This is a genomic window from Kitasatospora atroaurantiaca, assembly GCF_007828955.1.
Classification (GTDB): domain Bacteria; phylum Actinomycetota; class Actinomycetes; order Streptomycetales; family Streptomycetaceae; genus Kitasatospora; species Kitasatospora atroaurantiaca.
Window position 1 is genome coordinate 949,554 of record NZ_VIVR01000001.1, and the last position, 23,704, is coordinate 973,257.

Sequence of the window (23,704 nt, forward strand, 5' to 3'; positions counted from 1 at the left end):
GCCGCGGTCGGATCGGCCTCGATCCAGCGCTCGACGGTGGCCACGTGATCTTCGCGCCGAAGGCCTGCTGCCCGAGAAGACACCCCCCGAAGCGGAGGAGCCGTGCGCGTAGCCCTGTTCAGGCCGCCGTCCTCGGCGGCACGGCGGTCGAGGTCTACGGGCTCTGAGGGTCCGCGCCACGGGAGGTGGTCTCGGGGACGGCGCTCGGCAGCGGGGGCAGCGACGGGCTCGGCAGCGGGGTGGCGGGCGCCTCGGTGGGGGCCGGCGACGCTGAGGGAGGCGGCGACGCGGACGACGACGGGTACGTCGGCGTGGGCGTGCTCGCTGCGGAGCCGGGTACGGCGATGGTGTCGCCGAGGAGAACTCCGTCGGTGATCTCGGTCAGGCTGTCACCGACCAGACCGGTGCTGACCCGCACGCTGCAGTCGTGACACCGCTTCACCACGCTGGACACCAGGGTCACGTAGTCGCCGTCGGCCTTGTGGTGGACGGCCGAGTTCGGGACCGCGAGCACATGACGGCGCTCGGCCAGCACGATGGTCAGCTCGGCCGGCATGCCGGGGACCATGCCCGCCGGGGGCTTGTCGAGCGTGACGGCGAGCGGATAGACCGGCTTGCTCGCGGCCGGCTGGGCTCCGGGGGCGGCGTACGGCGAGGGGACGGCCTGCGGGGAGACCACGGCCTTCACCGGCGTACTGGTGACGCTCGTGCTCGCCGAGCGGTCCAGCTGGGGAAGCGCGACCACCACGTGCTGCCCCACCGCCAGCCGGCTCAGCAGAGAACCCGGCACGTCGGCGACCACCTGCAGCGCCGTGGAACGCAGCTGGAACGCCGGCGTCCGGCACGCGGGCGAGCTCCCGAGGGCGGTGTCGACCGCCTGGATCACCCCGTCGGCCGGGGCGGTGATCCGCGCGTCGGCGAGTGTCTTCCGGGCCTGGGTCACCCGCAGGTTGATCTGCGTCACCCGGTCCTGGTCGGCGCCCACCGCCGAGCCGGCCGCCACCTGCGTGTCCTGCCGGGCCTCCGGGCTCGGTCCGCTCGCCGCTTGCAGGGCAAGGGCCTGGTCCTGGTCGAGTCGCCGCTGCGCCTGCTCCAGGTCCTGCTGGGCGGACGCCAACTCGGCCACCGCGGCCGTCGTGTCGGCCTTGGCCAACTCCTGGCCTGCGGTGACGGCCGCGCCCACCTCAGCCGTGACGGAGACCACGGGCCCCGGCCTGGCCTGGTTCGGGTCGTAGGTCACCAGAGCGCAGGCATCGTCGGACGGCTGCTCAGCCCCGGGCGGGGAGACCAGGGTGGCGCCGAAGTACAGGCGGTAGTGCACCGCGGCCTCCGCCCGCCCGGGCAGGGCGGCGGTCAGCCGTACGTCCGCCCAGGCGACCCTGGTCGTCGCAGGCTCGGGCTCGGACTGCAGGGCCCAGGTCACCGCGCCGACGCCGGCACAGACGGCGATGCCGGCTGCCACGATGACCTGTCGCCGTGTCAGTCGCACGTCCCTCCCCGCCGTCTGTCCTCGGGCCGCCCGGACCTGAGCTGAGGGCGGCGTCTCGTCCTGACCGATCGTGCGGGACGGGGCCGGACCGAGGGCGACGACACTCCCGAAACCCCGCACAGTTCACCGGACGCGACCATCGCGGGCGACGAAGCGGGAGCGACACTCCGTCAGAGCCTTCTCAGCACTGCCCCTCCAGGGCGTTCGACGAGGTACCGAAGTCGGGCGTGGGCACTGTTCAGCGATCGCTGCCCCGCAGCGATCAGCCCTGCCGCCCGGCGGTGTGGAACCCGTCGTCGACGACGCGCAGGGTCGACACCGCCGGGTCGGCCGCACCGCGGACGTGGCCGCCCTGGGTGGCCGCGGTGAGCTGGAAGAACTCGACGAGTTCAGCGGTGATGACCTCGCCCGGCAGGACGTTCGGGATGCCCGGCGGGTAGGCGGCCAGGGTGTCGGCCGAGACCCGCCCGACCGCCTCGTGGGCGGGCACCGCGCGGCTGGGGGCCAGAAAGGCCTGACGTGTCGTCAGCCGTACGGGGCCGGGCTTCGGCAGCCGCAGCCGGGCGGGCGCGGACTCCTGGTCGAGCGGTGCGGGCAGCTCGTGCAGGGCGCCGAGGAAGCGGTCCGCGTCGGGGGCGGCGCCCGCGCCCAGCACCGCGACGATCGCCGAGTCGGTGGCGACCTCGACCAGGATCCGGTGATCGTTCATCAGGCGCCAGCGCGCCTCGTGCCCGGAGATGCCGCCCGCCCGGGTGTCGATCGGCACCCGCAGCGGGTCGGCCGCCACGATGTCCGCGAAGCGGTCGAAGCCGTCGCTCACCACCGTGAACCGCCCGGCCGCGCGGACGGCGTCCCGGATCTTGTCCGCCGTCTCCACCGAGGCGGTTATCCCGTCCCGGCCGTTCGCCAGCTGCTGCCGGGCGAGGTCGAGGGAGGCGAGCAGCAGTGCGCTCGCGCTGGTCGACTGGGTGAGGTTGAAGACCCGCTGGACGAGTGGCTCGAGGGCGTCCGCGAAGCGGCCGTGGCCGAGGTGCAGCATGGCCGACTGGGTCAGACTGCCGCCCAGCTTGTGGGTACTGGAGACCACCAGATCGGCGCCCAGCGCCAGCGCGTTGGCGGGCAGCTCCGGATGGAAGCCGAAGTGCGAGCCCCAGGCCTCGTCGACGATCAGCGGGATGCCCGCGCTGTGGGCGACCTCCGCGAGCGCCCGCACGTCAGCGACCGCACCGAAGTAGCTGGGGGTCACCACATAGGCCGCGGCGGCATCCGGGTTCGCGGCGATGGCCGCGGCGAGGTCGCGCGCGGTGACCCCGTGGGCGATGCCCAGGTCCGGGTCGAGCGACGGGTGGACGAAGGCGGACCGCAGTCCGGACAACACCAGGCCGTCGATGACGCTGGAGTGGACGCTCCGCTGCACCACCAGGGTGTCGCCGAGCGCCTGTGCGACCAGGGTGGCGATCCGGTTGCCCTGGGAGGCGCCGTTGGTGAGGAACCAGGTGCGGCGAGCGCCCCAGGCCTCGGCGGCGAGCTCCAGCGCCTGGTCCATCGGGCTGTCCGCACCGAGGTCGATGCCGTCCAGCAGCGGCGGCACGTCGAGCCGGAGCGACGCCTCGCCCACGACCTGCGCGAGCCTGTCGAAGCGGCCGGCGTCGGCCGCATGGCCGGGGACGTTGAGCCGTAGCCAGTCGGTCTCGGCATGGGCACTCACAGCCTCGGCGTACGGCGCGTGGAGCTGGGTGGGGCGGCGGGGCTCGCGGGTGGTTCGGGTCATCACATGGTCGAGGCTGACACCGCGATGACCTGAAAGGAATGCTTCAGTTCTCTGGGGATGTCCAGAAGATTTCTATAGCTCTCCTCCAGGAGGCCTTGCCGTTACCCCGTGTCCCTCTGCGATGACGAATCGTTTCATCAGACGTGGAGAGCTCTTCCAAAGCCGACACCCAGTGGCCAGAGACGCCGATCTTCGCCGAGCTGATCCGGCAGTGGCAGGCCGACGGCCGCACCCTGCCCGGTCGGCCGGACCCGCAGTGGGAGCGGATCGCGTCGCACGCGACGTCCGGACGCCGCCGCCTGCCCGTGCCTCGCCCCTCACCGCCGCGAGGCCTCTGAGCCCTGCTCGCTCCGGCTCGGAGCCTTCGTCAAGGACCCGGCCTCGCCGCCGCCTCGGCCAGCGGGAACTCGCACCAGACGCTCTTGCCGGTGCCGAGCGGATCGACGCCCCACCGTCCGGCCAGGGCGTCCACCAGCAGAAGCCCGCGCCCTGATGTCGCGGTCTCACCGGGAACGCGGCGGCGGGGCCACTCACTTGAGCAGTCCTGGATCTCCAACCGGACCCTCTGCCGGCCGTTGGTGAGCAGTTCGACGGTCAGCATCGCTCCGCCGTCGGTGTGCAGCAGAGCGTTGGTGATCAACTCGTCCGCGGCGAGTTCGATGTCGGCGCTGAGCGGTGACGCCCCCCAGGCTGCCAGAGCCTGACGGAGCGTCGTGCGGGCCTCCACCAGACCCTCCGGGTCGGCCTGATGGATGTGCTGAATCATCCGGAGCGGCACCTGCTCGCCGGGTGCCGCCGCCCGGCGCAGCAGCAGGAAGGCCGCGTCGTCCTCGGCCCCCGGCTGTCCGAGCACCTCGCGGCACAGGTGCTCGGCGAGCTTCTCGGTGTCCGCCGGGCCCGACCGCATCGCACCGGCGAGGGCCTGCAGCCCGTCGGAGATGTCCTGCCCCGGCCGCTCGACGAGGCCGTCGGTGCAGAGCAGCAGGGTGTCGTCGGGGTTCAGGTCCAGGCGGCTCTCCGGGTAGTCGTCCTGGCCCAGCATCGTGGCGACCCCGAGCGGCAGCCCGCCGCGGACCGACGGCCAGCTGATCCGGCCGCTGCCGTGCCGGACGAGCGGCTCCAGGTGGCCCGCCCGCACCAGTCGCAGCGTGCCGGTCTCCAGGTCCGCCTCGACGTAGATACAGGTCGCGGACCGCTCGGTGTCCAGTTCGGCCAGGAAGCGCGAGGCGCGGGCCAGCGCGGTCGAGGGGGTGTGGCCCTCGGCCGCGTACGCCCGCAGCGCGATCCGCAGCTGGCCCATGATGGCCGCGGCATGGCTGTCATGGCCCTCGACGTCGCCGACGACCAGACCGACCCGGCTGCGCGGCAGCGGGACGACGTCGTACCAGTCCCCGCCCACCTCCCGGCCGGTGCGGCTGGCCCGGTAGCGGACCGCCACCTCCCCGCCGCTGATCTCCGGGATCCGCCGGGGCAGCATCGTGTTCTGCAGCGTGGTGGCGAACTCGCGCTCCTGGTCGAAGAGGACGGCGCGCTGGAGGGACTGGGCCACCGCGCTGCTGAGCGCGATGCAGATGTTGCGGTCCTCGGTGCTGAACCGCCGCGTGTCGCGGTAGTACAGGCCGAGCGCACCCAGGGTCCGGGCCTGGGCGGCCAGCGGCAGGAAGGCTCCCGCGTTGATCCCCATCTCGTCCGCGTAGGGCCTGAGCCGCGGGTAGCGGGCGCAGAGGGTCTCCCGGTCGCCGATGAACCGGGGCCGCCGCGAACGTATGGCCTCGGCGAGCGGCAACTGATCGTCGACCTTGGAGAACGAGAGATCGTCCAGCGCCTTCAGCTCGGGCGAGGGCGTCTCGGTCGCCGCGACCAGCCGAATCGTGCTCCCCTCGACCAGGCCGAGCGCGAGCCCGTCGGCACCGAACCGCCGAAGGCCCTCGGTGTCGGTCAGCACGCTGATCACGTCCTGGACGGTGAGCGCACGGGCCAGGGCCTCGGTGGTCGCCCGTACGGAGTCCGTCTGGCGGCGGCGGTCGGCGGTCAGCGCGCGCATGCCCTCGGCGTGGGCGAGCTCCTCGTCGGCGTTCCGGATGATGCCGACGATGCGGTACGGGTTGGTCTGCTCGTCGCGCAGGATGCGGCCCTGGGTGTGGGCCCAGCGCAGGCTGCCGTCGCGGCAGGTCACCCGGAAGTAGGCTGCGACGGTCAGGTCCCCGGCCTGCAGGGCCAGCGACACGGTGGTGTCCAGTCGGGCCCTGTCGTCTTGCAGGATTCGGGCGGCCAGTGTGGTGGGCCGGCCGTCGAACTCGTCCGAGTGGAGGTCGAAGACCTCAAGGCCGATCTCGTCGAGCTGGAAGGCGTCCGTGTCGAGGTTCCAGTCGAAGCTGCCCATGCCGTTGAGCGCGAGCCTGTCGTTGGCCGCCGTCGGCTCGCCGTTGCCGTGCACGGCGGTGAGCGGCGTCGCCCCTACGGATGCGGTACTGCTGCCCTGGGGGTCGTAGCCGCCGGGCGCCGCGTGGTTCGCCATGGAAGCGCTCCCATAAGTAGGCGGCCCGCTACGGTTCATCCCGCAACATCCCGATCAGTCTACTTTTGGCGTTTCCCGCACGCACCGATGCGACTGCACCGATGCACCCGCACCGGACACCGGGGCCCGGTCAGGCGGCGTCCTCCTCGGGCGCGAGGTGGAACCACGTCCACTTGCCGCCCTTGCCGGCGAGATACCCCCACGACTCGTACTGGCCCTTGACCGCATGCAGCAGGACGGGCGCGGAACCGCAGCCGGTGGGACGGGCGCGAAGTGGATCGGGGGCCCGCCACCGGGGCCAGGGGAATGGACCCGGTGGCGGGATGTCGCACCGCGGGGGTGCCCCACTGACGAGGCCGGCGCTACACCACCCAAGCTGGGGAGCAGCCGAGCCCGCGGAACCAGCCGTCCGGTCGGAGCGGGCCTGGCCGAAAGGACCAGGGTCGGCGTACCGGGTCAGCGCCTCGCCCTCGCCGACCGGCCGCGCCGGGGTGACAGCTCGAGGGCCTGCACTCCCCCGGCCCGGAAGCGGTCGCGCCAGGCCGCGACCACCGCCCGGGACTGGCCGAGCCGGCGGGCCACTTCCTCCGCCGTGGCCGTCTCGCAGCCCAGAACGATCCTGGCCCGCAGCGCCAGGCCCCGGTTCGGCGCGCTGGGCAGGGCCCAGCTCTCCAGCGCGGCACGCTCCGCCGCGCTCGGTCGCGCCGCGTCGGCGACGGGGTCGATGTCAGCACCGGCGCCGGTGTCGGTCTCGGTCTCGGGTGAGGAGGGCCCGCCCGGGAGTCCGGCATCGCCGTCACGGTACGTCAACTCCGCGTACTCGGCACCGATCTGGAAGCAGGTGACGATCAGCGCCTGCCCGCACTGGTCGGCGACCGTCCGGCGGACCACCAACCTGAACCCCGGCACTGCGGACGCCTCGGGCTCGCCGACCTCGAGCAACACCTGGACCCTGTCGGTCCGGTAGAGCCGCAGACCCGCCATCGCCCCCCAGACGAACAGGTCGCCGAGTTCCGCCGGGTCCGCCCCTCCCCCGGCCCCGACGGCCTCGACGGCCGCGGCCAGCTGCGGCACCCGGTCCAGCAGTGCCGGCGCGAAGCAGGACAGCGAGGACTGCAGGATGTGGCCGTCCGCGTCCCGCAGTTGCTGGCCGTACGTCAGCACCACTGTTCCTCGCGGGACTTCGAAGGCCTCCGCCGTGCACGGGTCCAGGACACCCTCGCCCAGCCATCCGACCGCGACGGCCGAGAGACCCGGGCGGAGGAAGGATCCGGGGAAGGACGCCTCGCGCCTGCGGCTGAGCGAGGCCTGCACCGGCCGGCCGGCGTGACGGGCCAGGACGTACGTCCCCAGCCGGTCGCTCGCGACCTGGCCCTGGGCACGCAGGTACTGGAGAGCGGCCCGTACGGTCTGGCGGTTGACGCGGTACCTGCCGGCGAGTTCGCGCTCGGAGGGCAGGTTGCGGCCGGGCGGGATGCGCCCGGCCCTGATCTCGTCCCCCAAGTCGCGGGCGATCGCCCGATATGTCGCTGCACGGCTCGTTTCCTGCTGTTCAGGCATGCTGAGGACCCCCACTGGTCGCTACCTTGCGCTACCTCGTGAACGTGCCCGGTCAGCTTATGGCATTGGTCTGGACCACTGGGGCGTACGTGGGTGAAACAATGGTGTGCATGCCGCACAACGCGCCTGCCCACCCCGGACGGTGGCTCAGCCCGTGACCCCTCCGGAGAGGGCTTGCCATCCGCGTGGATCGGGCGGAGCTTGGAAGGGGGCGAGCTGGAGGCCGCCATGTCCGCGCCGGAGCCGACGACCGTCAGGGTGGCCCTGGCCGGGGACACCATGCTCGGCCGGGGCGTCGCCGAAGCAGTGGCCACGGCGGCCGGCCCACGAGCCCTCTTCTCGGAGGAGATCCACGAGTTCGCGGCTGCGGCCGACCTGTTCGTCCTCAACCTCGAGTGCTGCGTCTCCGCTCGCGGGACCCTCTGGCCGCAACCGGGCAAGCCGTTCTTCTTCCGCGCCCCGCCCGCTGCGGCCGAGCTGCTCGCACAGTTGGGTGTGCACTGCGTGACGCTCGCCAACAACCACGCCCTCGACTACGGCTTCGACGCGCTCGCCGACACCCTCGTGCATCTGGCGGAAGCGGGCATCCGCACCGTGGGCGCGGGCCCCGATCTGCCCACGGCCCGCGAGTTCGCCGTGCTGGCTACCGCCGGTACGCGCGTCGCGGTCGTCGGCGCCACCGACCATCCCGACGACTTCGCCGCCGGCCCGGACCGCCCGGGCGTGGCCTACGCCGAGCTTCGCGACGGCGTCCCGGGCTGGCTCACCGAGCTGGTACGGCGGGCCGCCGCGGAGGCCGACATCGTCCTGGTCACCCCCCACTGGGGCCCGAACATGACCAGTCGGCCGCCTCCCTACGTCCGGGCTGCGGCCCCCGTGCTCCTCGAAGCCGGGGCGACGCTGATCGCCGGCCACTCGGCGCACGTCTTCCACGGGGTGGCCGACCGGGTCATCTTCGACATGGGCGACTTCATCGACGACTACGCCGTCGACGGGGTGCTCCGCAACGACCTCGGGCTGCTCTTCCTGGTGACCTTCCGGGGCCTCGCCCCCGCCCCCCTCAGGCCGGTCCGCCTGGAGGCCCTGCCGCTGTTCCTGGACTACTGCCGCACGGAGGCGGCCCATGGCCGGCGCCGGCAGTGGATCAACGACCGCTTCGCCACCGCCTGCGCGGAGTTCGGCACCGCCGTCTCGGTGGAGGGGGACCGGCTGGTGGCGGAGTGGGACTGAACTCGCTTCAGTGGTGGTGCAGTTCCGGGAGCCGCTACGGCTCACCCCGGCCCGCCGCACCGGGGACCGGGAGCGGCTCGCGCCCGTTCTGCAGCCGGTCCAGCTCCGCGATGTCGGGGTGACGCAGGTCGAAGGCCGGGGACTCGGGGTGCCGAGGCCGTCACCGTCCGCCGGGCGACTGCTTTCACGGCTCCTGGCGGGCGTGCGGCGTGCGCGTGCGGTGGAGCGCGCCGACCTTCGCGGATCCTTCGCCGAGACCTCGCGAGCCTTCCGCGCCGGATGCCGCGAGGCGGTGCGCGACCTACGATCGGTCTCATGTCCGACTACACGTCTGCCAGTACTTCGGAGCAGATCGACCGGGCCAACGCGACGGGCCGTACGCCGGTGGTGTTCATCCACGGCCTCTGGCTGCTGCCGAGCAGCTGGGACCGCTGGGCCGCGGTGTTCGAGCAGGCCGGCTACACGGCGCTCACACCGGGCTGGCCGGACGACCCCGAGACGGTCGCGGAGGCGAACGCCCACCCCGAGGTCTTCGCCCACAAGACCGTCGGCCAGGTCGCCGACCACTACGCGGAGGTGATCGGCAAGCTGGCGAAGAGACCGGCCGTGGTCGGGCACTCCTTCGGTGGCCTGCTCGCCCAGATCATCGCCGGTCGCAGCCTCTCGGCGGCGTCGGTCGCGATCGACCCCGCGCCCTTCCGCGGCGTCCTGCCGCTGCCGATCTCGGCGCTGAAGTCCTCCCGCCCCGTCCTCGGCAATCCGGCGAACCGCAACCGCGCCGTCCCGCTCACCTACGAGCAGTTCCGCTTCGCCTTCGCCAACGCCGTGGACGAGGCGGAGGCCAGGGAGCTCTACGACACCTTCGCCGTACCGGCCTCCGGCGCGCCCCTCTTCCAGGCGGCGGCCGCCAACCTCAACCCCTGGACCGAGGCGAAGGTCAACAGCAAGAACCCGGAGCGCGGGCCGCTGCTGATCATCTCCGGCGAGAAGGACCACACCGTGCCGTGGGCCATCGCCAACGCCAGTTACAAGAAGCAGAAGCGCAATGTGGACGTGACCGAGATCGTCGAGATCCCCGACCGCGGACACGCGCTCACCATCGATCACGGCTGGCGCGAGGTGGCCGACAAGGCCCTCGCCTTCATCCAGCGCTTCGCATAGCCGGAGCTTCGCCCAGCCCGAGGAGACGAGTCACATGGCCCACGACCAGATCCCGGGGATCGATCCCGCCGCGAAGCCGAGCGGGGACGGATGCGTGGAGTGCCAGGCCGGCGACGGCCCGGGGTGGTGGCTGCACCTGCGGCGCTGCGCCGCGTGCGGGCACATCGGGTGCTGTGACTCCTCGCCCTCGCAGCACGGCACCAGGCATGCCCGAGCGGCCGGACACCCCTTCGTGGCCAGCTTCGAGCCCGGCGAGGCCTGGTTCTGGAACATCGAGACAGGCCAGTACTACGAGGGTCCCGACCTGGCTCCGCCCACCGCGCACCCGCTCTCGCAGCCGACGCCCGGTCCGCGGGGCAAGGTCCCTGCGGACTGGCAGCTTCACCTGCACTGAACTGCCCGGACACACCGAACTGCTCAGAGGCGCGGGTCCGTGATTCCGCCCGGGCAGGCGAACCGGGCGGTGTCCCAGCCCGCCCTGGCAGCCCCCGCCCGGTACGCGCTCTCGTAGAAGGCGAGCACGGCGGCCCGGGGATCGGGCTCTGCTCGGGCGTCGTCCTGGCGCAGCACCGCGAGGTGGCTGTTGTTCCGCGCCACCCACAGCGCGGACGAGGGCGTGAGCGGCTCCTCGGTCAGTCCCTCCGGCTCGGGGGCGGCGTAGGCGTAGAACGCCGGCTCGGGGAAGATGTCGTCCCCGAACCAGAAGCCGAAGCTGATCAGCTCCCGGGAGTACGCCTCCCTGGTCACCGGGTCCAGCTGCGGCGGCAGGTCGACCGGGCGCTCGGAGAACCGGGTGTGCGCGATGTCGAGGGAGTGCCAGAAGTGGTGCACCGGGCTGGTCTTGCCGGAGTAGCCCGCCGCGAACTCCTCCAGTACCAGCGCCACCTGGCTGAGGACCTGCCAGTAGCGGTTGGCGTGCGCGGGATCATAGGTCGCGTGCTCGGTGTCCTCGGCGAACGGCCGGGCGGAGTCCGGCAGGTCGTACGGTCCGGGAATCGCGATGTGCGCGTCGACGCCCAGTGCAGCGAGGGCGTCGAGGGTCCGGTGGAAGAACGACGCCACGGACTGGCCGAGGAGCGGGAATGACGTCGCCCGGCCGTCCAGCGTCGTGACGACCAGTCGGTGGTCCACGAAGTCGAAGTCGATGGTGAAGACCGGATTACCGTCGATCAGCCCCATCGGACGGGTGGTGATCCCGCGCCCGGTGAGATGGAAGGGGACGTTCCACCAGTGGTTGCGCCGCGCACTCGCCGCGAGGCGGACCTTGCCGACGATCTGCGCGAAGCGGTGCAGCGTCTCCTTGGTGTCCCGCCACTCGGCGAGCGGCATCGGTGGGAACAGCTCCATCGCGCTTCCCTTCCTGCCATGTGCCTCTGCCCGTGCGACGCAGTTCCATCATGGGCACGCGGGGCATCGACGGCACCTCACCGGATCATCACCCGGACGGTCGGCCGCCTTCACTCACCTGCCCCCTCAGCGCTCGCCCGGCGGGCGCGGCTCGGCAACGCTGAGGTGGCCGTCCGGCCCCTCCCCCCAGGTCCGAAGAGAGACCCCCATGCCCTTTGTCACCGTCGGCCAAGAGAACTCCGGCAGCATCGACCTCTACTACGAGGACCACGGTGCGGGACAGCCGGTCGTCCTCATCCACGGCTTCCCGCTCAACGGCGCCTCGTGGGAGAAGCAGATCGCGGTGCTCCTCGACGCCGGCTACCGGGTCATCCACTACGACCGGCGCGGATTCGGAAGGTCCGGTCAGCCGACCGTCGGGTACGACTACGACACCTTCACGGACGACCTGAAGACCCTCCTCGAGAAGCTCGACCTGCGGGACGTCGTCCTGGCCGGCTTCTCGATGGGCACCGGCGAGGTCACCCGCTACCTCAGCCGGTACGGCTCGGACCGCGTGGCGAAGGCCGTCCTGCTCGCACCGCTCGCCCCCTACCTCCTGCAGACCGACGACAACCCGGAGGGCGTGCCGGCGGGCGTGTTCGAGGGCATCAAGCAGGCCATCCGCGACGACCGGTTCGCCTACCACAAGGACTTCCTCGACAACTTCTACAACGTCGACGTCCTCGGCGGCACGCGGATCAGCGACCAGGCATGGCAGAACAGCTTCGTGGTCGCCATCGGAGCGTCGGCGCTCGGCACCCTGCAGTGCGTCGACGCATGGTGCACCGACTTCCGGGCCGACCTCCCCGCGTTGTCGAGCGTGCCACTGCTGGTCGTTCACGGCACCGAGGACCGCATCCTCCCGATCGACAGCACCGGACGACGGCTGCGGGCGCTGATCGAGGGCGTGGAGTACCACGAGGTCGAGGGCGGCCCTCACAACATCGGCTGGACCCACCCCGAGGTCCTCAATCCGATCCTGCTCGACTTTCTCGGCAAGGACCGGGGCTGACGACCTGAGGAGCGCCCGCCGAGCTCAGTTCTGCCCGCCGAAGATGGCGGCGGGGGTGCCGGTGTACCAGACGTTGTCGATGCGGATGCGGCACACGACCCAGCGTTCGCCGTCGCGGACCAGGTCGACGGCGTAGAGGTTCTTCAGGAGCGCGTGCGTGTCGCGGTCGGCGGTGAGCACGTGCTGGGCCTCGACGATCGAGGTCAGGCGCGCGTGGTCACCGTCGATGGCGATCCGCGGGTTGGTCGGATGGGTAAGCACGCTGGAGCGGCACGAGATCCAGGCGTTTCTGACCCTCGCGGAGATCCTCACCCTCGTGGGCGCGGGCCGGGGTGTCTTCCCGGTCGGCGCCCATACGCGGCGCTACTACGTACGGCCTGACGTCGCGTGCGTCCCCGTCCGCGACGCCCCACCCCTCGAATGGGGCCTCCTGTGGCCCGCCACCGGAGCCACCGCCCGGGTGCGCGCCTTCAGCGAGGCGGCCACCGACCTGACAAGCGGCGCCACCTGAGCGCGGCGACGGCCCACCCGGGGGGCGACGCATCGAGCTGTTCCCGCAGCTACAAGCCTTCACTCGACGTGTGCCGCGAGAGAGCGCGGCTTCCGACCGCTATGGCGAGCGCGACGACGATCAGACCCGCCGCGACCGCGAAGGTGATCCGCATACCGGTGGCAACGCCCTCGGGACGCGCCGTTGTGACGTCCGCCGTCGCCGAGGCGAGCAAGAACACGGCGCCCATGACGGATGCACCGGTGACGAGCCCGAGATTGCGCGACAGGTTGAGCATGCCGGAGACGACGCCTCGCTGATCCGGGCGGACATCCGCCATGACGGCGGTGTTGTTGGCCGTCTGGAACGTCGCATAGCCGACGGTGGTGACCACGATGGGGGCGATGTAGCCGGCCGTGCCGAGCGTCGACGGCATCATCGACAGCAGGAAGCAACCGACGGCTATACCGATGAGCCCGACGACGGTCATGCGTTGTGCGCCGAAACGGTCCGCAATACGCCCGGCCGGCACACCGGTCAGCGCGGTGACAAGCGGACCGACCGACAGGACGAGTCCCACAAGAGCCTCGCCGAGCCCGAGCGCCCGGGAGAGATAGAACGGCCCGACCACCAGCGTCGCCATCATCACGGTCGAGACGAGCGCGCTCATGGCGAGGCTCGCACTCAGCGCGGGATCGCGGAACATCGCCAATCGGATCAGGGGTGATGCCGCTCGCGCCTCGGCGCGCAGGAAGAGGCCGACCCCCAAGGCGGCAGCCAACAGCAGAGCCGTGTTGAGCGAACCGAAACTTCCGCGCCCGAGTGTCATGGCGAGTGCATAGGCCGCGAGCGTCAGAGCGAGCAGCAGCGTGCCCACGTGGTCGAAGCCGGCCCGATCGGTCTTGGGCTCCCGCCGATCAGCGGGCAGGTAGCGGTGCGCGAGAAGAAAGGTCAGGACACCCAGAGGGGCGTTGACGAGGAAGATCGCCCGCCAACCGAGTCCGGAGATCAGAACGCCGCCCAGCGACGGACCGAGAGCGGTGCCGATCGCGGACATCGTGCCGAGCAGCCCCATAGCGCTACCGGTCTTTTCCTTCGGAACCGTCTCCCCGACGAACGCCATGGTCAGGGCCATCATGACGGCCGCCCCGAGGCCCTGCGCCGCCCGGGCGGCAATCAGCAGCCAGAGCGTGGGCGCGAGGCCGCACAGGACCGAGGCCACCGTGAACAGGGCGATGCCGGCCAGGAGCAGCCGTCGGCGGCCGGTGAGGTCACCGAGCCGCCCGACGCTGACGATCAGGGTGGTGATGGCGAGGAGATAGGCGAGGACGATCCACTGGACTTCCTGGAAGGAGGCGGTGAACGCCTGTGCCAAGGTCGGCAGGGCAACATTGGCGATGCTGGTGCCGAGCGAGGACAGCAACATGGACAGCGAAAGGCCGGCGAGCGCCCACCGGACCGAAGGTGTCCGCTCCACACTTCCGGCTGCCGCCGCATCCTGTCTCGCACTGATCTGCTTCAACATGAACTCCGCTCTCTGGTGAACTCCCGAAGCCCGCCCGTCGGGTGACGGTGGGCAGGACAGCCGGACGGGCCGGCCGGTGGCGTGTCCGGCACGGTCACCGGGCCGGGCGGACGCCCGTGAAGACCGTAGTGGCGGAGAGGAGGAAGGCGTCGGGCCGCCGCAGGATGCCCTCCGGCGCCCGGGGATCGAGCAGCACGTCGAGGGTCTTGCGGTCCTCCACGTCCAGGTAGTCGCTCATCGCTTCCCGCATACGGGCCAGCTGGGCGTGGAGGAAGGCGCGGGCCGACTCGCCCAGCGGTGCCGGCAGGTCGAGGAGGAAGGTGAAGCTGCCGACGCGGGTGAGTCCGGCGCGGCTGAGCATCGCGGGCCAGTCCTCGACCGCGCTGGTGCTGCCGGGCAGCTCGGCTCGCATGATCTCGAACCAGTGCTCCTGGGCGGCGTCGAGCCGGGCCTGGAGGCCCGGTCGGCCGATGCCGATGTCGCGGGGGAGGAAGCGCATCGGCAGACCGCCCTCCGCCACGGCGAGCAGCCCGCCAGGCCTCAGCACACCGGCGAGCGCGTCCAACGCGCCCTGCTGATCGCCGAGATGGTGCACGGCCTTGCTGCTCCAGACCAGATCCGCCGTGCCGAGGCCGCCCTCCCCGTGCTCGTCACCGCCGTCCAGGCCCTCGGGCAGCTCCGCGTGCCGGACGGCCACCCTGCCGCCGAGGCCGAGCCGCTCGGCGCGTGCCAGGGCGCGCTCCAGCAGCCCGGGCGCGCCGTCCACGGCGACCGCCTCGGCGTCCGCGAAGGCCTCGGCGAGCACGCAGGTCATCACGCCCGGCCCGCTGCCGACGTCGAGGATGCGCCGGACCTCCTTCTCGGGGTCGAGCAGCTCCCCCAGGCGGGCCGCCGTGAGGCGGAGGACCGGGAGCTGCAGTTCGCCGTTGTTCTCCAGCTGGACGGCCATGACCTCCCAGTCGATGTCGGTGCGGTGCTCTCCGTGGCCGTGTCCGTGGCCGTGTCCATGCGCGTGTGCGGAATCGCTGTGTGGGCTCATGCCGAGGAGCGTGCACCCGCCCGGAAGGCGACGGCAACTTCTGTTGCCAATTCCGGGACGGCGAGGTGGAATGCCCGCATGGACAATCCACCGCCCTACCAAGCGGTCCTCGACGAGGTCGCCCCCCGGCTCAGGCGGCTGCGTGCCAAGAGCGGACTCACCCTGGCCGCGCTCTCCGAGACGACCGGCATCTCCAAGAGCACCCTGTCCCGGCTGGAGTCCGGACAGCGCCGCCCCAGCCTGGAACTGCTTCTGCCGCTCGCCGGTGCGTACCACGTGCCCCTGGACGACCTGGTCGGCGCCCCCGAAGTGGGGGATCCCCGGGTGCGGCTGAAGCCCCACGCCCTGCCGAACGGCGGTACCTTCGTCCCCCTGACCCGGACCCCGGGCCCCCTTCAGGCGTACAAGATGATCATCCCCGACCGGGGCACCGAGCCGGAGCTCCGTACGCACGAGGGCTACGAGTGGCTCTACGTGCTGGACGGTCGGCTGCGGCTCGTCATCGCCGACCACGATCTGGTCCTCGGCCCCGGAGAGGTCGCCGAGTTCGACACCCGGCAGCCGCACTGGTTCAGCAGTGCGGACGGGCGGCCCGTCGAGGTCCTCAGCCTCTTCGGGAGACAGGGCGAGCGCATGCACGTCCGCGCGAAGCCGCGCGCCTGACGGCATGACACCTCGCAGGCTCCACCTATTCCGCTTGTCCCGTCGTGGGCCTCACTGACACCCTCCACGTCATGCCTACCTTCTCCGCGTCCGACGGAACCCAGCTCGCCTACCGCATGATCGGAGACGGCGATCCGCTCGTCTGCATCCCCGGAGGTCCCTCGGACTCCCGCTACCTCGGCGACCTCGGCGGCCTGTCCACGCACCGCCGGCTGATCGTTCTGGACCTGCGCGGCACCGGCCGGTCCGCGATTCCCGAGGACACCTCCTCCTACCGCTGCGACCGGCTGGTCGACGACGTCGAGGCGCTGCGCGAACACCTCGGACTCTCCCGGATGGACCTGCTCGGCCACTCCGCCGGCACGAACATTGCGGCGCAGTACGCGGCCCGGTACCCGAAGAACGTCAGCAAGCTCGCCCTGATCACCCCCAGCACCCGAGCCGTCGGTGTCGCGATCACTGCGGAGATGCGGCGCGAGCTCGCGCAGCTCCGGAAGAACGAGCCGTGGTTCCCGGCGGCGTTCGCCGCTCTGGAGGCGATCACCGAGGGCACGGGCAGCGACTGGGACGCCATCGCCCCCTTCTTCTGCGGCCGGTGGGACGCTGCGGCACAGAAGCATTACGCAGCCGGCCAACCGAGCAACCAGGAGGCTGTGGCTCTCTTCGCGGCCGAGGGCGCCTTCGACCCGGAGACCACGCGTGCGGCGCTCGCCGTCGGCGGGGCCCGCGTCCTGCTGCTCGCCGGGGAGTTCGACCTGAACAGCCCGCCTGAGTCGGCTGCCGAGTTCGCGGGGCTCTTCCCCGACGCCACGCTCGTCGTGCAGCCGGGGGCGGGCCACTACCCCTGGCTCGACGACGCCGACCGGTTCGTGGCGACCACGGCGGCATTCCTGGGCTGAGGTCATCGACCTCCTCGGCGACGGCCGGGCTCCGCCCCGGGGGGGACCGGGCGAACGGGTGAAGTCGGCCCGCTCCCGCGAGTCCGGCCAGCGGGGTGCGGCGCCCTCCCGGTATGGCTGTCCCCTGAGCGGTTCGAGTGGACGAGAGGCGCGGTCGGATGCAGCAGTCGAAGAGGGCCGAGCCGAGGACGCTCGTCGGACAGGCCGCCGAGGACGTCGCGGTGGCGGCGGACGCGCGGCTGCCGGTGTTCGACGCGCTCAAGGGCCTGATCCGTAAGATCTTCCCCGACCACTGGTCGTTCCTGCTCGGTGAGCTGGCGCTCTACAGCTTCGTCCTCCTCCTGCTCACCGGGGTGTTCCTGACCTTCTTCTTCAAGCCGGGAATGACGGAGGTCGTCTACTCGGGCGCATATCAGCCGCTCTACGGGACCCGGGTGACCGAGGCCTACGCCTCGACCCTGGCGATCAGCTTCGACGTGCGCGGCGGGCTCCTCATCCGCCAGGTCCACCACTGGGCGGCCGTGGTGTTCACCGCCGCCATCGGGGTGCACCTGCTGCGGATCTTCTTCACCGGCGCGTTCCGCCGTCCGCGCGAGGTCAACTGGCTGGTGGGCCTCACGCTCTTCCAGCTCGCGCTGTTGGAGGGCTTCGCGGGCTACTCGCTGCCCGACGACCTGCTCTCCGGCACCGGCCTGCGCACCGCGCAGGGCTTCATGCTCTCGGTCCCGCTGGTCGGCACGTACCTCAGCTTCTTCGCCTTCGGCGGGCAGCTGCCCGGGCAGGACATCGTCCCGCGGCTCTACTCCGTCCACATCCTGCTGCTGCCCGGCCTGTTGCTCGCCCTGATCACGCTGCACCTGCTGCTGGTGTTCCGGCTCACCCACACCCAGTGGGCCGGTCCGGGCCGGCGCAACCGGAACGTGGTGGGCAGGCCGCTGTTCCCCGACTTCGCGGTGCGGACCGGCGGGCTGATGATGATGGTCTTCGGCGTGCTGGCACTGGTCTCCGCGTTCGGCCAGATCAACCCGATCTGGCTGTACGGTCCGTACCGGCCGGACCAGGCGTCCACCGACGCCCAGCCGGACTGGTACATGGGCTTCATCGAGGGCGCACTGCGGTTGATGCCGGGCGCCGAGACCCGGCTGTGGGGGCACAGCATCGCGTGGAACCCGCTGATTCCGGCCGTGCTGTTCCCTGGCGCGTTCTTCGCCGTGCTGTACGCGTACCCCTTCCTCGAGCAGTGGGTGACCGGGGACCGCGGCGAGCAGCACCTCTGTGACCGGCCGCGCAACCGGCCGACCCGCACCGGCTTCGGGGTGGCGGGCGTGGTCTTCTACGCGGTGCTGCTCATCGCCGGGGGCCAGGACATCGTCGCCCGCACCTTCGACGTCGCCGTCGAGTCGCTGGACGTGGTGCTGCGGATCTGTGTGCTGGTCGGCCCGCCGGTGGCGTTCTGGGTCACCAAGAGGCTCTGCCTGGCCCTTCAGGCCCGTGACCGCCGGCTGCTGACGGACGGTGACGAGACCGGCTTCGTGGACGAGTCGGTCGAGGGCGGCTTCCGGGCGGGTCACCGTCCGGTACCGGCCGGACGGCGGTACACCCTGGCGACGCGGAACATGCCGCGCCCGCTGCCCCCGCCGGGCGCGGGAGCTCCCTGGTACGCCCGGCTGCGCTCGGCGCTGAGCGCCTGGTACTACCGCGACCGGGTCGAACTGACCTTTCCCGAGCACCCCGAGCCGGAGCCCGCCGAACCCGCCGAACCCGCGGCGCCCCGCGGGGAGTGAGCGCTCAGCGCTCCCGCTGCCCGTACTCGAAGACGAAGCCGACGACTCCGGGGAGCAGCACGCCCGCGCCGATCAGGAACAGCCACAGCCCGTACACCACGCCGAGGGCCATCAGGGTCAGCCCGACCGCCGTGACCACCGGGTAGAGGCTGTGCGGGGGGAAGAAGTCGAGCGGGCCGGCGCCCTCCATGATCGGGACGTCGGTACGGTCCTGCAGCCGCCGGCCGTAGCGCTCGTAATGGACCCACAGGAAGAGCGCGATCAGGGTGGACATCAGGAAGGACACAGTCAGCGCGGTGGTGCCGGCCGGCTCGTTGGAGAACACGCCGTAGATCGAGGCGGTGACGGCGAAGAACACCGCCACGCCGGTGAACAGATAGGCCTCGTCCTTCACTTCGCTCCCTTCTCCGCGGCCTCGACGGCCGCCCGTGAGTGCTCGGGGTGGTGCAGGTCGAAGGCCGGGCCCTCGGAGCGGATGCGCGGCAGGGAACGGAAGTTGTGCCGGGGCGGTGGGCAGGAGGTCGCCCACTCCAGGGACCGGCCGAAGCCCCACGGGTCGTCCACGGTGACCTTCTCCCCGTACCTGGTGGTCCGCCAGACGTTGTACAGGAACGGCAGGGTGGAGAGCCCGAGCAGGAAGGCGCCGATCGTGGAGACGGTGTTCAGCGAGGTGAAGCCGTCCGAGGCCAGGTAGTCGGCGTAGCGGCGGGGCATGCCCTCGGCGCCCAGCCAGTGCTGGACCAGGAAGGTGATCTGGAAGCCGGGCAGGAGGACCCAGAAGTGGAGCCTGCCGAGCCTCTCGTCGAGCATCTTGCCGGTCATCTTCGGCCACCAGAAGTAGAAGCCGCCGAACATCGCGAAGACCACCGTGCCGAACAGCACGTAGTGCAAGTGGGCCACGATGAAGTAGCTGTCGGTGACCTGGAAGTCGATCGGCGGGGCGGCCACCAGCACGCCGGTCAGCCCGCCGAGCAGGAAGGTGACCAGGAAGCCGATGGCGAACAGCATCGGCGTCTCGAAGGAGAGCGATCCCTGCCACATGGTGCCGATCCAGTTGAAGAACTTCACCCCGGTCGGCACGGCGATCAGCAGCGAGGCGAGCGAGAAGAACGGCAGCAGGACGTTCCCGGTGGCGAACATGTGGTGGGCCCAGACGATGGCCGAGAGCCCGGTGATGGCGATGGTCGCGCCGATCAGCCCGTAGTAGCCGAAGATCGGCTTGCGGGAGAAGACCGGGATGATCTCCGAGATGATGCCGAAGAACGGCAGCGCCACGATGTACACCTCCGGGTGGCCGAAGAACCAGAAGAGGTGCTGCCAGAGCAGGGCGCCGCCGTTGGCCGCGTCGAAGACGTGCGCGCCGAACCTGCGGTCGGCCTCCAGCCCGGCCAGCGCGGCCGCCAGGACCGGGAACGACAGCAGGGCCAGGATCGACGTGAACAGCACGTTCCAGGTGAAGATCGGCATCCGGAACAGCGTCATACCGGGGGCGCGCAGGCAGGCGATCGTGGTGATGAAGTTGACCGAGCCCAGGATCGTGCTCAGACCGGCCACGAACAGGCCCATGGTCCACAGGTCGCCGCCGGTGCCCGGGGTGAAGACCGGGCCGTTCAGCGGGGCGTAGGCGAACCAGCCGAACGAAGCGGCGCCGTTGCTGGTCAGGAAGCCGCTGACCACCATCAGTCCGCCCAGCAGGAACACCCAGTAGGTGAAGGCGTTCAGCCGGGGGAAGGCCACGTCCGGCGAGCCGATCTGCAGCGGCATCACGGCGTTGGCGAACCCCGCGAAGGTCGGGGTGGCGAACAGCAGCATCATGACCGTGCCGTGGATGGTGAACAGCTGGTTGTACTGCTCGTTGCTGAGGAACTGCAGCCCGGGGCGGGCCAGTTCGGCCCGCATCACCATGGCCAGCAGGCCGGCGAACAGGAAGAAGCAGAAGGCCGTGACCAGGTACATGTTGCCGATCACCTTGTGATCGGTGGTGGTCAGCCACCGCAGGACCTTCGAGCCGAGCCGCACCCGGGCCCGTACGTCGTCCGGCTCGCGGACCGGCTCATGGACCGGCGTCGGGGCGCCCGTGTCATTCGCCACCCAAGTCTCCTTGCCGAGCCGGGCGAGCCGCAGCACGCCATCCGACGGAACGCATCGTGCTCATGCAACCACTCGGCGTTGCCGCAGGCGGGCAGCGACGCGGACACCACTGCCCTCCCGTGGACGGCGGCGGGTGACCCGGCCCCGTCCTGCCTCAGCCGTCCAGGTGAACGACGAAGTCGTCGTGCCGGTGGACGCCCGGCCGGTTCCCGGCGTCGGCAAGTGCGCGCTGCAGCGCGCGGAGCTGATCGACCGTCATCTGCAGCGGCGGCTCGTCGGGCTGGTACGTCGTCCCGCGCGGGTAGTCCTCGCCCGGCGTCGTGCTCATCTCGATGTGGCAGCCGAGGATGTGCGTCACAGGGTTGGCCTCGCAGAAGGCGAGCAGCCGGTCGACGGTCGCGGAGAAGGCCGCCGCGTCCTGGACGTAGAGCCGGCCGGGGTAGAAGGAGTCCCCCGTGAGGAGCAGCCCGGTCCGGCGGTCGTGGAAGACGAGGGCGGCGCTGTGGTGGCCGGGGCCTGGGATCAGGTCGAGCACCCGCCCGCCGAGGTCGAGTTCGCCGAGCCCCTCGGGCCAGTCCGCCAGGCCGAAGGCCGCGATGACCTCCTCCGTACTGCGCCCGACGATCGTGGTGCGGGGCCGGTCGGCGAACTGGACGTCCCCGGCGACGTGGTCGCCGTGCCCATGGGTGTGGGCGACGAGCAGTCCGTAGCCCTCCCCGCGGCCGGCGAGCAGCTCGTCGACGGTGCGGCGCAGCGGGAACCAGCGCGCGTCGGCGGTCGCGCCGGTGTCCAGCAGCAGCGCCCGCTCCTCCCCCAGCAGCAGGAACATGAACGGTGCCTCGTAGTGCACCGACTTGTTCTGGCGGAGGATCAGCGTGTTCTCGTCGTAGGCGTGGACCTGGATCTCGGGAGCCGGGTCGTGCTTGGCGGACGGCCAGCCGGCGTGCCAGCTGACGTCGAGGTTCCCGGCGACCGGCATTCCATGTCTCCCACCGTCGAAGTTCGTCACGACCGCCACCCTAGTCCGGGCCGGTCCGGGCCGGTCCGGGCCGGTCCGAGCGCGGTCAGGCGCCGAGGACGGCTGCGGTGGCGAGGCTCGGCGGGTCGGCGGCGACCACCGCGACGGTCGCTCCGCGCTGCTCGTCGTCCCAGTCGAGCAGGTGCAGGTCCTCGAACCTGCTGCGCAGCGGTGAGCCGTCGACGGCGGTCAGCGGCAGTCCGGAGAGATCCACCTCCCGCATGCCGTCGAGGGTCGCCCGGCCGACCTTGACCAGGGCCTCCTTGCGGACCCACTGCCGCAGGAATGCGCGCTGGGGGTCGTCGTGCTGCTCGACCTGCCGCAACTCGCCTTCCGTGAGCACGCGTTCGAACACCTCGGGCGGGTTCCCGTCCCGGGTGGGCAGTTCCACGTCGATACCCACGAGCCGGTGGCCGGCGGCCGCGGCGACCACGCCCTTGGTGTGCGAGAGGCTCACATGGACGTCCGGGTGGTCGGGCAGGTACGGCTTGCCGTGGTCCCCGCGCCCGCAGTCCGGGCAGTTCTGGGCCAGCGTCAGCCCGGCTGCGGCCGTACCGAGCACCCGGGCGGCGCAGAGCCTGACCAGCAGGTGCGCCGCGATGAAGTCGAGCCTCGACGCCTCGCGCCGGAACCTCGCCGCCCGCGCCCGTTCGAGATCGGTGAGCAGCCGCTCGTCCGCCTCCGGGTGCCGCAGCACCTCCGCACTGGCCGCCACCACCGCCAACGGGCCCCCGTACTCCGTGCCGGTCTCCATCGCCGCCCCTCCGCGCTTCTCGGTATCGGTGTCAGGGACCGATCCCCTGCGGCAGCTTACGGCCTGGGAAACCCGGTTGCCGCAGGCCGCGACCGCTGGTCGAATCGGACGGTGCAGACCTGCCCCGAGACCGAGCGCATGGTGCTTCGCCGCTTCACCGAGGCGGACGCCGACGATCTAGCCGCCCTGCACGGCGACCCCGCCGTGATGCGCTACATCGACGACGGGCGTCCGGTGCCTCGTCCGGTGGTCGAGCGCGAGACCCTGCCGGGCATCCTGCGGGACTACCGGGAGCTGCCGGCCGGGTTCGGCCGCTGGGCTGCCGTCGAGAAGTCCGGCGGTACGTTCCTGGGCTGGTTCTCGCTGCGCCCGGCAACGAGCGTCGGCCTCGACGGGGGCACCGAACTCGGGTACCGGCTGCGCCCTGCCGCATGGGGACGCGGTTTCGCCACCGAGGGAGCGCGGGCACTGGTCAGAAGAGCGTTCGCGGAGCCGGGAGTCGAACGGGTGGTGGCGACGACGATGACCGTGAACGCGGGCTCGCGGCGGGTCCTGGAGAAGGCCGGGCTGACCCTGGTGCGGACCTTCTTCGAGGAGTGGCCCGCGTACATCGAGGGCGCCGAGCACGGTGATGTGGAGTACGCGCTGACGAAGGAGAAGTGGGAGCGGACCGCGGCCTGACCCGTAGTCAGGCCGGCTGTGGATCAACCCACCGTGTGCCGGGCGCCGGCGTGGGCGAGCTCCGTCACGAAAGCCTCCTCGAAAAACGGCAGGTCGGCCAGCTTGCGGCTGGTCACCAGGGTGTTCGGGCCGTCCTTGCAGATGTGCACCGGCTCGTCGACCCAGGTGGCCCCGGCGTTGACCAGGTCGGTGCGCACGCTGCGCCAGGAAGTGAGGGTGCGGCCTCGGACCACGTCCGCCTCCACCAGCGTCCACGGCGCATGGCAGATCGCCGCGACCGGCCTGCCCAGGTCGAAGAACTCGCGGACGAACGCGACGGCCTTGCCGTCCAGCCGCAGGTTGTCGGGGTTGGCCACACCGCCCGGCAGCACCAGCCCGTCGAAGCGGTCGGCGGCCACCTCGCCGACCGTGTCGTCCACCGGGAAGGTGTCCGAGCGGTCGAGATGGCGGAAGGCCTGGATGCGGCCGGGCTTGGTGGACACCAGCCGGGGCGTTCCGCCCGCCTCGGCGACCGCCTGCCAGGGAGAGGTCAGCTCGACCTGCTCGACACCCGTCGGGGCGACGAGGAACGCGATGATGAAGCCTTGCAGGGTGACCATGACGACCAGCCTCCCAGTGCATCGACGACTT

23 protein-coding genes are annotated in these 23,704 nt (G+C 71.4%); 10 read left to right on the forward strand and 13 right to left on the reverse strand.

Going from position 1 to position 23,704, the window contains the following annotated elements:
- Window positions 1-154: 154 nt before the first annotated feature.
- Together FB465_RS04345 and FB465_RS04350 are read right to left on the reverse strand one after the other, a co-directional pair.
- A complete protein-coding gene (locus FB465_RS04345) occupies window positions 155-1,489 on the reverse strand; it encodes an efflux RND transporter periplasmic adaptor subunit (protein ID WP_145787742.1) in 1,335 nt (444 codons plus the stop codon).
- Between the two features lie 262 nt (window positions 1,490-1,751).
- Window positions 1,752-3,260, reverse strand: coding sequence for an aminotransferase class I/II-fold pyridoxal phosphate-dependent enzyme (locus FB465_RS04350; RefSeq protein WP_145787744.1), 1,509 nt, complete (start codon window positions 3,258-3,260; stop codon window positions 1,752-1,754).
- A 143-nt stretch (window positions 3,261-3,403) separates the two neighbouring features.
- Here FB465_RS04350 and FB465_RS04355 point away from each other — a divergent pair, with 143 nt between their 5' ends.
- On the forward strand, window positions 3,404-3,598 hold the full coding sequence (locus FB465_RS04355; protein WP_145787745.1) for a hypothetical protein: 195 nt from the start codon (window positions 3,404-3,406) through the stop codon (window positions 3,596-3,598).
- Window positions 3,599-3,627: 29 nt separating this feature from the next.
- Here the strand turns inward: FB465_RS04355 and FB465_RS04360 are convergent, their stop codons facing one another.
- Together FB465_RS04360 and FB465_RS04365 are read right to left on the reverse strand one after the other, a co-directional pair.
- Window positions 3,628-5,778: a SpoIIE family protein phosphatase gene (locus FB465_RS04360; protein WP_145787747.1), complete on the reverse strand. Its 2,151-nt coding sequence runs from the start codon at window positions 5,776-5,778 to the stop codon at window positions 3,628-3,630.
- Window positions 5,779-6,234: 456 nt separating this feature from the next.
- Window positions 6,235-7,338 carry a GntR family transcriptional regulator gene (locus tag FB465_RS04365; protein ID WP_145787749.1) on the reverse strand — a complete coding sequence of 368 codons (1,104 nt, stop codon included), beginning with the start codon at window positions 7,336-7,338 and terminating at the stop codon, window positions 6,235-6,237.
- A 228-nt stretch (window positions 7,339-7,566) separates the two neighbouring features.
- On the opposite strand from FB465_RS04365, the gene FB465_RS04370 reads away from it, so the two are divergent.
- From FB465_RS04370 to FB465_RS04380, 3 genes are all read left to right on the forward strand, one after another.
- On the forward strand, window positions 7,567-8,568 hold the full coding sequence (locus FB465_RS04370) for a CapA family protein (RefSeq protein ID WP_145787751.1): 1,002 nt from the start codon (window positions 7,567-7,569) through the stop codon (window positions 8,566-8,568).
- 315 nt (window positions 8,569-8,883) lie between these two features.
- Window positions 8,884-9,729, forward strand: coding sequence for an alpha/beta hydrolase (locus tag FB465_RS04375; protein ID WP_145787752.1), 846 nt, complete (start codon window positions 8,884-8,886; stop codon window positions 9,727-9,729).
- Between the two features lie 34 nt (window positions 9,730-9,763).
- Window positions 9,764-10,123, forward strand: a complete 360-nt coding sequence (locus tag FB465_RS04380) for a UBP-type zinc finger domain-containing protein (protein WP_145787754.1) — start codon at window positions 9,764-9,766, stop codon at window positions 10,121-10,123.
- Window positions 10,124-10,146: 23 nt separating this feature from the next.
- Here FB465_RS04380 and FB465_RS04385 read toward each other — a convergent pair whose 3' ends face one another.
- On the reverse strand, window positions 10,147-11,076 hold the full coding sequence (locus FB465_RS04385) for a DUF5996 family protein (RefSeq protein WP_145787756.1): 930 nt from the start codon (window positions 11,074-11,076) through the stop codon (window positions 10,147-10,149).
- Between the two features lie 208 nt (window positions 11,077-11,284).
- Between FB465_RS04385 and FB465_RS04390 the strand changes: the two genes are divergently transcribed.
- On the forward strand, window positions 11,285-12,130 hold the full coding sequence (locus FB465_RS04390; RefSeq protein ID WP_145787758.1) for an alpha/beta fold hydrolase: 846 nt from the start codon (window positions 11,285-11,287) through the stop codon (window positions 12,128-12,130).
- A gap of 24 nt (window positions 12,131-12,154) precedes the next feature.
- Here the strand turns inward: FB465_RS04390 and FB465_RS04395 are convergent, their stop codons facing one another.
- Complete coding sequence (locus tag FB465_RS04395) at window positions 12,155-12,391, reverse strand: nuclear transport factor 2 family protein (protein WP_246192502.1); 237 nt, start codon at window positions 12,389-12,391, stop codon at window positions 12,155-12,157.
- Here FB465_RS04395 and FB465_RS04400 point away from each other — a divergent pair.
- Window positions 12,372-12,641 (forward strand): type 2 periplasmic-binding domain-containing protein, encoded by a 270-nt coding sequence (locus tag FB465_RS04400; protein WP_170290431.1) that lies wholly within the window; start codon window positions 12,372-12,374, stop codon window positions 12,639-12,641. The two genes, FB465_RS04395 and FB465_RS04400, sit on opposite strands and share 20 nt — an antisense overlap.
- A 49-nt stretch (window positions 12,642-12,690) precedes the next feature.
- Here FB465_RS04400 and FB465_RS04405 read toward each other — a convergent pair whose 3' ends face one another.
- Together FB465_RS04405 and FB465_RS04410 are read right to left on the reverse strand one after the other, a co-directional pair.
- Complete coding sequence (locus FB465_RS04405; protein ID WP_145787764.1) at window positions 12,691-14,145, reverse strand: MFS transporter; 1,455 nt, start codon at window positions 14,143-14,145, stop codon at window positions 12,691-12,693.
- A gap of 94 nt (window positions 14,146-14,239) precedes the next feature.
- A complete protein-coding gene (locus FB465_RS04410; protein WP_145787766.1) occupies window positions 14,240-15,184 on the reverse strand; it encodes a class I SAM-dependent methyltransferase in 945 nt (314 codons plus the stop codon).
- 78 nt (window positions 15,185-15,262) lie between these two features.
- On the opposite strand from FB465_RS04410, the gene FB465_RS04415 reads away from it, so the two are divergent.
- The 3 genes from FB465_RS04415 to qcrB all read left to right on the forward strand — a co-directional run bounded on the left by FB465_RS04415 (window position 15,263) and on the right by qcrB (window position 18,530).
- Entirely contained in the window at window positions 15,263-15,847 is a 585-nt protein-coding gene (locus tag FB465_RS04415) for a helix-turn-helix domain-containing protein (RefSeq protein WP_145787768.1), read from the forward strand.
- Between the two features lie 71 nt (window positions 15,848-15,918).
- The gene (locus FB465_RS04420; RefSeq protein ID WP_145787770.1) at window positions 15,919-16,746 is read left to right on the forward strand and encodes an alpha/beta fold hydrolase; all 828 of its coding nucleotides are present in this window, start codon (window positions 15,919-15,921) and stop codon (window positions 16,744-16,746) included.
- A 158-nt stretch (window positions 16,747-16,904) separates the two neighbouring features.
- Window positions 16,905-18,530, forward strand: coding sequence for a cytochrome bc1 complex cytochrome b subunit (qcrB, locus tag FB465_RS04425; protein ID WP_145787772.1), 1,626 nt, complete (start codon window positions 16,905-16,907; stop codon window positions 18,528-18,530).
- A 4-nt stretch (window positions 18,531-18,534) separates the two neighbouring features.
- Here qcrB and ctaF read toward each other — a convergent pair whose 3' ends face one another.
- From ctaF to FB465_RS04445, 4 genes are all read right to left on the reverse strand, one after another.
- Window positions 18,535-18,924 carry an aa3-type cytochrome oxidase subunit IV gene (gene ctaF / locus FB465_RS04430; protein ID WP_145787774.1) on the reverse strand — a complete coding sequence of 130 codons (390 nt, stop codon included), beginning with the start codon at window positions 18,922-18,924 and terminating at the stop codon, window positions 18,535-18,537.
- Entirely contained in the window at window positions 18,921-20,549 is a 1,629-nt protein-coding gene (ctaD, locus tag FB465_RS04435; protein ID WP_281292378.1) for an aa3-type cytochrome oxidase subunit I, read from the reverse strand. Before ctaD ends, ctaF begins: the two co-directional genes overlap by 4 nt.
- A gap of 226 nt (window positions 20,550-20,775) precedes the next feature.
- Window positions 20,776-21,630 (reverse strand): MBL fold metallo-hydrolase, encoded by an 855-nt coding sequence (locus FB465_RS04440; RefSeq protein ID WP_246192503.1) that lies wholly within the window; start codon window positions 21,628-21,630, stop codon window positions 20,776-20,778.
- 55 nt (window positions 21,631-21,685) lie between these two features.
- Window positions 21,686-22,393 (reverse strand): 4'-phosphopantetheinyl transferase family protein, encoded by a 708-nt coding sequence (locus FB465_RS04445; RefSeq protein WP_145787778.1) that lies wholly within the window; start codon window positions 22,391-22,393, stop codon window positions 21,686-21,688.
- 111 nt (window positions 22,394-22,504) lie between these two features.
- Here FB465_RS04445 and FB465_RS04450 point away from each other — a divergent pair, with 111 nt between their 5' ends.
- Window positions 22,505-23,074 (forward strand): GNAT family N-acetyltransferase, encoded by a 570-nt coding sequence (locus FB465_RS04450; protein ID WP_425461127.1) that lies wholly within the window; start codon window positions 22,505-22,507, stop codon window positions 23,072-23,074.
- A 23-nt stretch (window positions 23,075-23,097) separates the two neighbouring features.
- Here the strand turns inward: FB465_RS04450 and FB465_RS04455 are convergent, their stop codons facing one another.
- Complete coding sequence (locus FB465_RS04455; protein ID WP_145787781.1) at window positions 23,098-23,673, reverse strand: type 1 glutamine amidotransferase domain-containing protein; 576 nt, start codon at window positions 23,671-23,673, stop codon at window positions 23,098-23,100.
- Window positions 23,674-23,704 lie beyond the last annotated feature (31 nt).